At 52.5% G+C, this 13,726-nt stretch carries 10 protein-coding genes; 3 read left to right on the forward strand and 7 right to left on the reverse strand.

The window, feature by feature from the left end; all coding sequences use genetic code 11:
- Positions 1-43: 43 nt before the first annotated feature.
- From NH461_RS18610 to NH461_RS18620, 4 genes are all read right to left on the reverse strand, one after another.
- A complete protein-coding gene (locus NH461_RS18610) occupies positions 44-679 on the reverse strand; it encodes a putative adenosine monophosphate-protein transferase Fic (protein ID WP_261604101.1) in 636 nt (211 codons plus the stop codon).
- Complete coding sequence (locus tag NH461_RS25840; protein WP_410000129.1) at positions 669-860, reverse strand: YhfG family protein; 192 nt, start codon at positions 858-860, stop codon at positions 669-671. The genes NH461_RS18610 and NH461_RS25840 overlap by 11 nt, the downstream gene beginning before the upstream one ends.
- Before the next feature lie 70 nt (positions 861-930).
- The gene (locus NH461_RS18615) at positions 931-1,923 is read right to left on the reverse strand and encodes a D-alanine--D-alanine ligase (RefSeq protein WP_261604102.1); all 993 of its coding nucleotides are present in this window, start codon (positions 1,921-1,923) and stop codon (positions 931-933) included.
- Between the two features lie 330 nt (positions 1,924-2,253).
- A complete protein-coding gene (locus NH461_RS18620) occupies positions 2,254-2,883 on the reverse strand; it encodes an SPOR domain-containing protein (protein WP_261604103.1) in 630 nt (209 codons plus the stop codon).
- Positions 2,884-3,172: 289 nt separating this feature from the next.
- On the opposite strand from NH461_RS18620, the gene NH461_RS18625 reads away from it, so the two are divergent.
- Complete coding sequence (locus tag NH461_RS18625) at positions 3,173-5,866, forward strand: bifunctional acetate--CoA ligase family protein/GNAT family N-acetyltransferase (RefSeq protein ID WP_261604104.1); 2,694 nt, start codon at positions 3,173-3,175, stop codon at positions 5,864-5,866.
- Between the two features lie 126 nt (positions 5,867-5,992).
- Here NH461_RS18625 and NH461_RS18630 read toward each other — a convergent pair whose 3' ends face one another.
- The 3 genes from NH461_RS18630 to NH461_RS18640 form a co-directional block, all read right to left on the reverse strand.
- A complete protein-coding gene (locus tag NH461_RS18630; protein ID WP_261604105.1) occupies positions 5,993-6,901 on the reverse strand; it encodes a LysR family transcriptional regulator in 909 nt (302 codons plus the stop codon).
- Positions 6,902-7,098: 197 nt separating this feature from the next.
- Positions 7,099-7,821: a hypothetical protein gene (locus tag NH461_RS18635; RefSeq protein WP_261604106.1), complete on the reverse strand. Its 723-nt coding sequence runs from the start codon at positions 7,819-7,821 to the stop codon at positions 7,099-7,101.
- Positions 7,822-8,153: 332 nt separating this feature from the next.
- On the reverse strand, positions 8,154-9,431 hold the full coding sequence (locus tag NH461_RS18640) for an NRAMP family divalent metal transporter (protein ID WP_410000130.1): 1,278 nt from the start codon (positions 9,429-9,431) through the stop codon (positions 8,154-8,156).
- Positions 9,432-9,849: 418 nt separating this feature from the next.
- On the opposite strand from NH461_RS18640, the gene NH461_RS18645 reads away from it, so the two are divergent.
- The gene (locus NH461_RS18645; protein WP_261604107.1) at positions 9,850-13,452 is read left to right on the forward strand and encodes a YdbH domain-containing protein; all 3,603 of its coding nucleotides are present in this window, start codon (positions 9,850-9,852) and stop codon (positions 13,450-13,452) included.
- Positions 13,453-13,501: 49 nt separating this feature from the next.
- Complete coding sequence (locus tag NH461_RS18650) at positions 13,502-13,711, forward strand: YnbE family lipoprotein (protein WP_261604108.1); 210 nt, start codon at positions 13,502-13,504, stop codon at positions 13,709-13,711.
- Positions 13,712-13,726: the final 15 nt, after the last annotated feature.

Here is a 13,726-nt window from a genome sequence, read left to right on the forward strand (position 1 = left end):
GAACAAAGTGAAAGTTATAGTGCATTAGGTTTGCAAGTAACACCTATTGGGGGCAGTCGCTCCAATGCTCTCCCGGACCATGGCGTAAATCAATTGGCACCGTGATCCGTTCAAAGAGTTTCTCAAGCGGCTTCAGTTCGCCGAAATAGCCCATTTGATTGGCATGGACCCACTCTTTGAGATTGATGCCTTCCCAGCACACCTCGTAACCGGCATTAATGGCCAGAATTTCAAAAAATATCCGCTGTACCCGACCGTTCCCTTCACGAAACGGATGGATAATGTTGAGTTCACAGTAATAATGCGCAATGCGCTGAATGAAATGCGTAAAGGAGAGCCCGCAGAGATAATCTTCGACTGCCAGCTCCTGGAATAAGCGCCCAGCTTCCCGTGTTATGTTCTGCATATGGCAAAACCGAGTTTGCCCTTTGGTGATGTCGACCTGGCGGATCTGACCGGCCCACGGGTAGAGGTCCTGAAACAGGGTGCGATGGATTTTCTGCAAATACACCAGGTTGAACTGGCCAAACTCAGGTTCAAAATGTTCTGCCCTGACCCTGGTAAAATCCCGCTCGGCGCGTTCCAGCTCATCTTCATCCCGGATGGATAACAGATTTTTCAGGACCTGACTGTCGGGATAGCAGTCTGGATCCTGCGTAACCCCATATTTATCTCGCATAGTACTCTTTCAGTTTGGCGATTCTGACTGGTTCAGACGTAAGGTCAGATTCAGCATCAACCTTGGTCGGCGCCACATCGAACCCTTCAAGTTGCAGACTTGCCCGATAGTTACGCGCGCGCAAAGCGATGAAACGTTCCCGTTTTTGCTTCTCTGACAGCATATTCATCCTTATCTGCATCTATAACCAGTATTACACTCACACTAAGAATCGCCACACGCCGGAAGGCCTCTGACCTTCCGGCGACGGGTCACACGGCTGCTGACTTGATAGCTTGTTCCAGAAATACATGGAACTGATGGCCGTGATGCTTGAGCATCTGCGGGAACATCGAGATTGGCGTCATCCCTGGGAACGTGTTGATTTCGTTCAACAAGATTTCGTTATCTTCGCTCAGGAAGAAATCAATGCGTGACAGATCTTTCAGCTTCATCTGAACGAAAGCCTTCCGGGCATAGTCCCGGATTTGCGCCACTTGCTCGTCCGTCAGTCCGCCGGCTTCAACAGACGTCGTCGAATGGCTATCCGAGCTGTACTTCTCTTCGTAGGTATAAAACTTGTCATCCGGGCAGCTGACTTCACCAGGCTTGGTGATCACCAGCTCATTGCCATATTCGTAGGCGGCAACTTCGAGTTCGCGCGGTTTAATCGCTTTTTCGACCAGCACCTGGTCAGAAAACGTGAACGCCTGATTGATGGCCTCAGCCAGCTCAGCCGGCGTGGTCGCTTTATAGCACCCGACCGAAGAGCCCTGACAAGCAGCCTTCACAAACACCTTCCCCCATTGCATCAGCGCCGCTTCGGCTTTGGCATGAGACTCAGCATTGTTTTCACTCAGGAAAATATACGGGGTATTTGGAATGTCTATCGCATCAAACCACAGCTTGGTGGTGATCTTGTTGAAACAGTTGGTGCTGGCCTGTGCGTCACAGCCGAAATACGGTAGTTTGGCAATCGTCAGGAAAGATTGCAGATCACCAGTTTCGCCCGGATAACCATGAATACAAGGGATCACATAGTTCACCTCAAGCTTTCCGGCTTCAGTTTGCAGTGTGCGATCAAGGTTGAGTTGGCACGGCTTGCCCTGATGATCAAACCAACCGTCCAGCTTCATTTCGACGCGAGTATACGAAACGCCCTCAAGCATTTGTAACTGTTGCTCCAGGAAATTTGCTGAAATCAGAGAAATTTCGTGCTCGGCACCTCCGCCGCCACACAGTAATAATACGTGGATTGAGCTCATTATCATCCCTTGGTTTACATCACTGATAAACATTCGTTGATCAGTCGTCTTGATTCTTGCTAAGCGCGCTGACACACCCGGCACTAATTCGTAATTTCTTCGGCAATGTTAATCAAAAAAGTACTGAATGACAGCCAAGAATGCAGGTTATAACGAAAAATTTCGACAATTTGACATTTTACGGTTATTAAATCTGCAATGAAGTGTCCATGAACATTGCACCCGGGTTCACCGAATGCGTTGAGTGATTGACCTTCAGTTCTGCCGACGGGTGTCGTCAGCGGCCTCAAAAAGCAAAAAAGAGAGCTTTCGCTCTCTTTCTTATCGGACTTAGTTGAGTTTTGTCATCTTCGGCGTAGTCGATGATTTGATTTTAGCCAGGCTGCGAATAAACGGACCATAAGCCTTCACATCGTTCGGCAAACTACTCAGAGCTTGCTCGGCCTGTTGGCGCGTCTCAAAATGTCCGTACAACAGCGTGTACCAAGGCAGCCCCTGAACTTGTTTCTGGTTCATCCATACCGGTTGGTTCGACGGCAGTTTGTTCAGGTACGGCTGAAAGCCTTTGTTATGACTGAGTGCGAGCACCTGAATGGTGTAACCATCCGTTTTTTTCTGTGCGTACTGATACGTTGGTTTCTTCGCGACGGCCGGTTGCGGCTCGGCTTTTGCGACAGGTTCAGCTTGCGCATTCATCGCCGGTTTCACCGCTTCAGGTTGACTCGGTGTCGGCGCTGACGTTGCAACCAGCGTCGGAGAAACCGGCTGCTCGACAACAACTTTTTCTTCCAGTGCCACCGCCGCTTGTTGACGTTGTGCCTCAGATGCCAGCGAAATCGACTGCAGCTGTTCAGCCGTGTAAATCTCTTCAGAGGATGCACTGACAATTTCAAGGGTTTCACTGTCTGATGCACACCCGGCTAATGCCGCGACAACGGCAAACACAGCAACTTTTTTCATTCTAACTCTGCCAAATAGTAAATCTGACTTCATTCTGCCGTCGCTCCTCCACGCAATCAAGAACAAGTTCAAGTAAAATCAATCACTATTCGCCATGTGTCACAGGATGTCCGGTATTCTGCCCGCTGAATACAGCCCTGCCCATGCCTCGAAAGCCTGTCCAAACAAGCAGCCCCGTGACTTGCACCCGATTGCTATGGATTGGATCACAGCACTTACACTTTAGTCAGAAACTCCGAAAGCGATCCGTTAAACTCTTGAAAAGCGTTTAAATCTCGCAGGTGATGCTATGGAAGGACTGGACAAACTGCTCAAGCCGAAATCAGTCACGGTTATCGGCGCTTCGGATAATCCCAACCGGGCCGGGAACATTGTGATCCGCAACCTCCTAGCCGGCAGCTTTCATGGCCCCATCATGCCGGTCACCCCGAAATATGATGCGGTGGCCGGGGTGCTGGCTTACCCGACCATCGACAGCTTGCCCAGAATTCCGGATTTGGCCATTGTCTGCACCAACGCACACCGCAATGTCGAAATCATCCGTCAGCTCGGCGAAAAAGGCGTCAAAGTTGCCATCGTTTTAGCGGCCGGCATGAACACGGTCTTTCCGGGCCAGAGCGATACTGAAGAAGACCGGATGTTTGCCACAGCCCGGCAGTACGGGATGCGCCTGGTCGGCCCGAACAGTATGGGGTTGATCCTGCCCTGGCTGAACCTGAATGCTTCGTTTTCCCCGGTGGCGGCCAATCAGGGGAAGATTGCTTTCATTTCACAGTCTGCGGCGGTGTGTACCACCATCCTGGATTGGGCCAAAAACAAAAGCATCGGTTTTTCGACTTTTCTTTCCTTGGGTGATGCCTGCGATATCAATTTCGCTGAGTTGCTCGACTATCTCTGTCGGGACAGTAAAACCGAAGCCATTCTGCTCTATGTCGATTCGATTAAAGATGCGCGCCGCTTCATGTCTGCCGCCCGTGCCGCGGCTCGCAACCGGCGGATCCTGGTACTAAAAAGCGGCCGAACCCGGGCTGGCAGTGCGGCGGCCCATTTACATACCGGCGGCGAAATCGGATTAGACGGGGTGTATGATGCCGCCATTCGACGCGCCGGGATGCTGCGGGTACATAATACCCACGAGCTCTTTGCTGCAGTTGAAACCCTGGCGCATTCAGTTCCGCTGCGGGGCGAACGACTGGCGATCCTGACCAACGGCGGCGGACCGGCCGTGATGGCGGTCGATGCCCTCGCTGAGCGCGGTGGAAAACTGGCGACCCTGAGCCAGGAAACCATCGAAAAATTATCCGAAGTATTGCCGGCATGTTGGTCTCAGGCCAACCCCATCGATATCATTGGCGATGCCGATATCAGCCGCTATGAGAAAGCCATTCGTATCCTGCTTGACAGTGATGACTTTGATGCCCTGCTGATCATGCATTCGCCTTCTGCGATCGCCCCCGGCAATGAAGCAGCCAAACGACTCACCCACGTCCTGCAGTCTCATCCCCGGACCAAGCGGTTCAATATTCTCACGAACTGGGCTGGTGAGAACGAAGCGGTTCGGTCGCGGCGTATTTTCACCGAAGCCGGGTTTCCGGCCTACCGAACGCCGGAAAGCGCCGTCTCGGCCTTCATGCACTTGGTCGAATACCGACGCAACCAGAAACAACTGATGGAAACACCAGTGTCCTACGGGGAAACAGACGCGAACCCGCGCCATGTCCATGATGTGCTGAATCACCTGCTTGCCCAAGGCATTTCACACCTCGAAACCCACGAAGTCCGGCCGGTTCTGGAAAGTTACGGCTTTAGTACCCTACCGACCTGGATCGCGACCGATCCGGCTGAAGCAGCTCACATCGCCGAGCAGATCGGCTATCCGGTCGCGGTGAAGTTACGCTCTCCGGATATCCGCCACAAATCCGAGATCCACGGGGTGATGCTGCACCTGCGTACTGCAGCAGAAGTTGCCAACAGTGCGCAAGCCATTCTGGATCGGGTGACGCTCAATTATCCCAACGCCCGCATCGACGGCCTGCTGGTGCAGCGAATGGCCAGCCGCTCCGGGGCGCAGGAGCTCCGCATCTCCGTTCACCACGACGCCGTCTTCGGCCCGGTGATCTTTATGGGAGAAGACGCCGGAGAATGGGACATTCACAAAGATGCCGCGGTGGCCCTGCCGCCACTGAATATGGCGCTGGCGCGCTATATGGTGATCAATGCCATTAAGACCGGCAAAGTGAAGCAGCGCAGTTTTCCGGAGCGCCTCGATATCCCGGCCCTATGCCGGCTACTGGTTAAAATCTCTCAACTGGTGATCGACTGCCCGGAAATCGAGAGCTTCGACATCCACCCGCTACTGGCGGCCGGTGAAGAAATGACCGTGATTGATGCGTCTATGAGCATCAAGCCTTTCGATGGCGATAAACAAACCCGATTGGCAATTCGTCCGTACCCGAAAGAGCATGAGCAACACGTCGCATTAAAAGACGGTACGGATATCCTGCTGCGGCCGATTTTGCCGGAAGACGAGCCGAAGCATAAGTCTTTCATCTCCAAAGTTTCGGTTGACGATCTCTATCGCCGGTTTTTCTCCGATGTCGGGGAATTTAACCACGAAGCACTGGCCAACCTGACCCAAATTGATTACGACCGCGAAATGGCATTTGTCGCCACCCGGCAAATCACTTTGTTGGATGGTCAGCAAGAAGAAGAGATCATCGGCGTAACCCGGGCCCTTTCGGATCCGGAAAATGAAGAAGCGGAATTTGCGATCCTGGTGCGATCAGACTTAAAAGGTGTTGGTCTGGGGCGGATCTTAATGACCAAGATTATTGACTACTGTCGCCAGCGCGGTCTGGAGCGCCTGACCGGCATGACGATGCCTTCCAACCGAGGCATGATCATGCTGGCGCAAAAAGTCGGCTTTAGTATCGATATCCAAATGGAAGACGGCATTGTAGAAATGATGCTGCCGCTGAAATAATTCCCGGCCGGAACTGCGCGCCCGTTCAGCATTCATTGCTGAACGGACGCAAACAGTCTTGAACCAATAAAAGAGACTTGAATGAAAGCTGTCTTGAACAAGTAAAACAGCCCTGATCAACAAACCTTATCCGTTTGCCGGTTGATTCAGGCTGCCTTTCCACAAAGTTTCAATATGCTGGATACACCAGGTTTTGGCCTTCCCCATCCGGCTACGATTCCAGGCCAGCACAATGTCCATTTCAACCACGGGATTATTTCCAATCGCCACCAGCTCACCACGATTCATCGCCTCTTCAGCATAGCAAACCGACATGGTACCGATCCCTATCCCCGCTTTCAGGGCCACCAGCTTGTGATGCATAGAGCTCACCGTCAATAGCGGCTGATCATCGAGGATATTGTGGCTCAGCGGCGGCAGGTTCCGGGCCGTATCGGCGACGGCGATCCCGCGATATTGTTTTCTGACCGCCGGATCCAACGGATCTTCATGCTGATGAATGGGATGATCCGGATGCGCCACCCACACCAAGTCCAATTTGCCAATCGGCTGAATCTTCACTTCCGGTGGTGCCACGCTGGGTGCCGGAGCAATCAACAGATCCGCACGATCCTGGGCCAACGCTTCCCAGCCCCCCGCCAGGATTTCTTCCTGAAACCGCAGGCGGGTTTTACTTTTCTTGCCCAGCCCCTCAACCAGGGACAACATGTGCTCTAGCCGAATCAGGCCATCATAAGCAATAGTAATATCCAGCTCCCAACCATGTGCCAGGGCGCTGGCGTCAGAGATCATTTCATCTGCTGCCGTCAGCAGCAGGCGCCCCCGCTCCAGAAGCAAGCGCCCGGCTTTGGTAAACGCCGCTTTATGGCCTGAACGATCAAAAATCACCAGGTCCAAATCCTGCTCCAGTTTCTGAACCTGGTAACTTAACGAAGACGGCGCACGCCCCAGCTCTTCTGAAGCCGCTGCAAAACTGCCGCGACGTTCAATCGCATCCAGTACCAACAGCGCCTCAAACGACAATAATTTATTCACTTGTTCTCCCGGCTGACAAGCTCATGCAACGATGTCACTTTGTATCATAGAATAACGCGCTATTCCCATGAAAAAACACCCTTTATCGTCAGCTTACACGCCGGGCACAGCCGCTGACGTCAGGCGTACCCTTTGCATATTGATGCAAAGTCAAAGGTCCCTCCCCCGAGATTTTTCTGACTACCCCTCAATTTCATTCAATAATATGAATGATTTTGAGAAAGCGAACGACTTTGAGTAAGTACGGCAACAGTATCAGGAGCGGCATCAGGAACGGTATGTTGACTGATGTTCACATCCCCCACGCCAATCTGGATCGCCACCGGGTGATCGCCCTGACCGGTATAGTTCAGGGTCTCTGATACCAGTTGACGCTTTAACTTCACCCGAGCGCTATCCAATCCCCGAACCTGGATCTCACCGACCGCGACATTCGCATCGATCTGGTTAAAACGGGCCGGATCCAAAGCAAGCCAGACCGCGCCGACGCCAATGTCTGCGGTAAAAGGCTGACTTATTGCACTGGCTTCAACATTACCCACACCCAGCCGAACGTTCAAAGCCAGCGATTTCGGCACGGTTACGGTCCACTGCTGCGACACATCCTCTTCGTTAATCGTCAGGTACAGTGTCTGCCCAACCACCTGATGCTCCAGAACCAAGTCATCTAAATCAGCCCCGAACCAACTGGAAGGCTCCTCTTTGACGTTGACCTCATAAGTCACGTTGTCACTTTCAGCACTCCGAATGGTAATATTCCCGGTAGGCACCTTGAGCTTCAATTGGGTAATTTCCGATTTGCCGTGATGGTCAAGCAGCGGCTGCGAACCGGAAAAATGGCGTTGCTCGGTTGCAGCAACCCATTGGGCAGAACATGACAATGTGACCAGCAATAGCCCAAGCGTTAGCCTTTTGTTCATAGCGTATCTTCCTTAATCCAGTGATTGAACCTTGATGCGCAGCTCATTGCACTTCACATGCCAACTTTTATATTCAATTAATTCAATGGGTTATAGATACGCCTTGTGTCAGCATCATGAATTACGGTCAACTTCACCAACCGATTGGTAAAATTCGCCGCTCCCGACGCCGATGCCAGAAGCCTGATGCCAAATGCCAAATGCCAAAGCATCGGCCTCTGAGCGCACACTCGCCTGGCTTTGGCCCCAATACGACAAAGCCCCCGATGTTCGGGGGCTTTGATATCAAGCTGTTCCTTTAGAAATAACTGTAAACTGTCTTGCTCATGCACTTACATCAGCCATTTCCACCAGACAAACACGGCCAGGAAACCGAACAGGTAAGTCAGCCCAACCCAGGATAGCCATTTCATGGTCGGGCTCCATTGCAGCGCTTTCGGCAGCGCCGTATTTGCCACCAACAAATAATTCAGCAACGCAAATACCGGGGTGGTCATAAACGCCAGCACCATGGCAAAATTCAGCATCGGCATCAACGCAGAGCTGAAGAACAGAATAATCGCCAGCGCTGCCGCCGTCACAAACAACATCCAGGCATTGTGATAGCCACGCTGATCGACCGGTTTCTTCTGGAGCAGCAATTGCGATTCCGCCAGTGCCCGCGAGTAACCATCAATCACCGTGATGGTACTGCCGAAAATACAAAAGAAAGCAATCACGGCAATCAGGTAGCGAGACCACTCCCCGATGGTGGAGGCATACAGGCCGACCAACTGATGGGAAAAGCCGATGCCGGAGCTTTTCAATTCCGTTCCCGAGCCATGCAGTACCAGTGCGCCCAGCGCCAGGAATACCACCGCCAGGATCGCCGTCCCGATATAGCCGACATTAAAATCCATCAGCGCCGATTGTGCTGTCACCTGCTGCGTTTTCTTCTGACTCTTGAGCCACAGCGATGTCAGACAGGAAATTTCAATCGGTGCCGGCATCCAGCCCATCATGACCACGATAAAACCAATCGAAGCGATACTCCAGGCAGACGGCGCTTCAAAGTCCGCCGGAGCCACCGATCCTTTCCCGGCGGCAATCACGACCGCTGACAGCGTGGCAATCACCAGCACCGCCATAATTGTTTTCGACAGCCCGTCCAGCGCCTTGTAATGTCCGGCCAGCAGAATCGCCAGACAAGCAGCTGCCACAATGCCCGACAGCACTGGCAGTGACAGGGTCACCGGCAGGAAGTAACCCAGCAAACTGGCACTAAACAGTAACAATGCCGCGGTATTGACGATACCGGAGATCAGACTCAGGCCGGTAAAAACCCACAGGTATCCGCGCCCCAGCCCGTCGTATCCCTGAATCAGGCTATTGCCCGTTCCCATGGTGTACTGGACGCCGGCGCGAAAAAACGGATATTTTAAAAGGTTCACCAGCAGAATGAGGCCGGCCAGTTGCCAGCCGTATATCGCCCCGGCTTTTGTCGAGGCAACCAGATGAGAGCCGCCAACGGCTGCGGTTGCCATCATGATCCCCGGCCCCAACGACTGAATAAACTGTTTTATTTTCTGGCCCCGCATTGGCTGAGCCGGTGTGTTTGCTATGTCGGTCATAATCACTTCCTGATGATTTTTATTTTATGAAGTTATTGTGTTGCTATGTTGGTGTTGCAGCGTTGAACCTTCCAATTTCTCGCAGCTTTCTGACGCTTTATCAACCCAGGTCAATTGGACATTTAGCATCTATCGCTAGCTCTATCTGAATTTGCAGTGTTTTCTATCAATACGAAATTAGCCGCCCTCTTATTTGTCGGGCAAATGCGGAGAAAAAAACAATAAAAAACATTGGCAGAGAGAATACCCGCCCCGCCTTTCATGCCCGGCAATAGCGGGATTGGTACTTTCCTGCCCCGCAGCCAGCAAACAGCCTGGCTAGGTGCTTCATTTTCACTCCTTTTTCCGTTCCGGTTTATGCTTAAGACATGAGGTCCTATTTTCTCCCAACCTGAAGAGTCTTTGAGCTGCCGTATTCATGAGTGAAGACCAATCATCACCGCCGAAGACTTCCGTCATCGGCAAAGCCAGAAAAAAATACAGCCGAAAAGTGAAGCTGTTTATTTATGGTTTGTTTCTGATACTTGGACTCATTGTGATTCCGGCGCTGTTCCTGCCCCCCTGGCTGGCCAGTAAAGGGATCGAGATTAATGCCGTTTCAGGTATTAGCCTGAATGCGCAGGGATTGGCGATTCAAGAAGTGTCGATTGCGATCCAGGGCAACCAGCTGACGTTTCATCAACTCTCTCTGGCGCACTTTGTCGAGCAGCAGAGCGCCATCTCCAATGCCTCCTGGCGTCTGTTTGCAGCCCGAAGTACTGTCCGGCTGGCACCGAGTCTGCTTCGTCCCTTGGCTGAGCAAGGGATCCGGCTGGGGAACCTGACCCTGACGAATACCGCGTTTCATTTTATTCATCTTTCTAAACCCTATCTGTTCAGTGCGCATGCTGAGCAGATAGAAACCACGCTGACCACGACTTCCTTGCCGACGCACCAAGCCTCCGGTACTGAGATGCAGCAGGTTGATAGACAAGGACCCATTACGCAAAGACCTGATGCACAATCAATCAAGCAACAGCTCCATCAGGTTAATCTGGTCCTTTCAACCCAGCCGAAACCCGTTTTAAGTGGCTTTATCGGCCAGGGGAATTTGGCCATGGCAATCCCCGGCGATCTAAACCGCACCGTGTATCCGTTTCAGTTCAATCATGCCAATTTCTCACTGAGCTGGCTGACCCCACAAATCCCGCTGTCGGTACACATCCGACAGCTCACACCACAATGGCCGACGGCGATCCCGGCGTTTCCCCAAGTCGGAACCAACCTGTCTCTAGCCATGAGCCTCAGCCAACCTGGTGACGCGGTCACGTTTAGTGCAACACAGTTGCATCTCGACCAGCCGGCTTTGCTCCCCCAATTTGCGCCTCAGCCACAGTCCCATACACCAACCTTTCATCTGGGGGCTTTGTTGAGCCGCCTGAACCAGTCTCCGGTTCGTCAAATCAATATCGACGATCTTCGCCTCGGCAACTGGCTCAGTCAGGCACAGCTGCACCTGAACCTCCCCGATGCGCAACACCTTGACCAAGCGCCGCAGAATGAGCTGAACGCCCCCGCAACCGGCCGTGTATCAGACAAGGTACCTGAATTAGAAAACGCTCCAGTCACCGAATCTCCCCGACCGGAGTCTTCGTCTCAGCTTCAAATTCAACAGCAATCTCAGCTTCAGATCATTGGCAAAGCGCTGGCTCCCACGCCCTTGGATATCACGCTCACACTCAATAACGACGAGCACTCGGAGAGCCTGTTGCAGGCCGAGCTGTCTGATGAGCGTTCCCATCTGGCCTGTGAGGCCCGCATGCAAGCAGACCTGCCGCTACCGATGTCCTTCCAGTGTCAGGCCAAGGTCGAGGATACCCGGCACCTGAGCCAGAAACTGCAACTGACCGGATTGCCGCACGCCAAACTGAATCAATCCATGACGTTAACACTGACCCAGTTACAGCCCCCAACGCTGACAAACGACGTTATCAGCGATGCCAGCTATCAACTCCGACTCAGTTGGCCAAAGCAACTGGACATCCAGTTAGGGAAATTTGCCCTTCAACTTCCCTGGGTGATACCACCGCCCGAGGGAAACCAAGCTGATGCAACACACATCCCACCCGGCCAGCCGATCCGGGTCCGGCAACTCATGCTCAACAGTGCCGGTGAACTGCAGCTGACGGCCCGTTATCAGGATCGGCAATTGGCCATCAACATAGCTGAGATGACCGCGCCGGTGACGCTCAGCCACCCTCAGCTTGGGCAGGCCATGCTATCGCTGCGCCAGATCGACTGTTCTTCCCGGTTTGACGCATTGTCGTCACCGACGCCACTGAACGCTGCCCTTGGTACGCTACAGTGTCACGCAGAAAGTCGTCTCCAGGCCAGCACCAACCCCCTGTCGCCTCAACGTAGTGTTACACTCGGCACCACCAGATTATCCAGCGATCTTGTCATGCAGTGGGTCAATCACGTGCTCTCTTTGCAACTACGGAACAACCAGTTGCAAACCGACACCGTAAAGATCCTGCCCGGAACTGAGTCCTCTCCATTACCTGCCGCTTTCATCCGGGCCCAGGCTGACAACCTGACCCTGAAAAATGATGAACTCAGGGTTGAACTGGCTTGGCCGCCTCCGATGGCACCAGCCGCGAACCCATCCGTCGAAGCTGTCGTCAAAGCTGTGCCCGAACGCGCGCCAACGCTCACGCTTACCTCCGGAGCGCCGGTCCTGCTCAACGCCGACTATGTCGCCGAGAAACTAATTGGCGATCATCAAACCGAAACCACTAAGAAAAAAAGCCGCCTGCCAGTTCAGAAATACCGGGGAGATGCCGAACTCAGTTTTCAAACATTAACGTTCCAGACCCCGTTATCATCCAAGACTGAGGACAGCCGCACTGAGTTCACCGGGGACTACCAGGCGCAGCTCAACTTTCAGCAAAATAATCAGCGCTTCCCGCCGTTTCTCAGCCACGGCCGCCTGCAACTTCAACCGGAGCAGGCACGCTTATCCGGCACACTGACCAATGCCCGGCAAACGCCGCTGATGCAGTTTTCGCTGACGTCTCAGCTTCAGAGCAAACGGACGCACATTCAGTTACAACGTCGCGATCTTCGTTTTTCTCACCGGCAATCCCTGAAGGAGCATTACTTGCCTTTACTGCCGCTCAATTCCGACCTGACCAGCGGCAGTCTCAGTTTTTTTGCTGATTTATACCTGCACGACCAGCAATGGCGCGGCGAAGCGGGCCTCTTCACCGAGCACCTTCAAGGGCATATTCAGGGGTTTCATTTTGCAGATTTCAACACATCGCTGACTGCGGAAATCACGCCGAACGGGATACGTTCTAAGTTTCCGCTCAGTATCCGCACCGAATACCTTCATGCCGGACTGTTACTGGAAGATATTGTTGCTCAGGCCGAATTTGATACCGCCCTTCAGCATTATGCCCTGCATCGGGCCAGTACCCGGACACTGGGAGGTACCGTCAGCACCCGGAATGTCAGCAGCCGCGATCTACGCAATATCGATCACATCCCCGTTCAGATCCAACATTTGGATCTGAATGCGCTCGTCGAGCTGCTGGCCGTCGACAACCTTGAACTCTCCGGAATTCTGGATGGCTCGCTGCCCCTGTCGATTCAGGATGGGCTGCCGGTGATTCAAAACGGTCGCCTGCATTCCCGGTATCCCGGCGGCATCCTGCGGTACCAACCCAGCGCCGACGAGCCGGATCTGCAGAATTCTACCCGTGATCGTGATGTTGCAAGTGATAGTTTGAAAAGAATTAGTCAGATTCTCAAAAATTATAAATTCGACGCTCTGGCCGTTGATGTAGACTATTCTAAAGAAGGAAAATTAAAAGCCAGTTCACGGTTTAAAGGGGCCAATCCAGACTTTCAGTCTGGCCAGCCTGTTTATATCAACCTGAACATAGAAGACGATATTCCAGCACTAATAAAAACCATGAATGCAATCAATTCATCTAAGCTGGAAAGTCAATTTTTAAAGCAGCTTGGTGTAGATGAGTAGCATTTATTGCGCTTTTTTTTAAGATGAAGGCTAAGAATGGTCGTCGCTCATGGATATTCAGCTTAAACTAACCAGCATCCTCGCACTCCTTGCAATGATTGCAATGTTGAGTGTATTACCAGCCTGCACTCCGACCGTCCAGGTCACCGCCTCGGATAAACCCATCGAAGTCAATCTGAATGTTAAAATTGAACATGAAATCCGCATTAAAGTTGATAAGGAAATTGATGACTTATTCAGTGACGACGATGTATTCTGAGTTGGCAAGGAGAGT

Source organism: Photobacterium sp. TY1-4, from assembly GCF_025398175.1.
In the GTDB taxonomy this organism is placed as follows: Bacteria; Pseudomonadota; Gammaproteobacteria; order Enterobacterales; family Vibrionaceae; genus Photobacterium.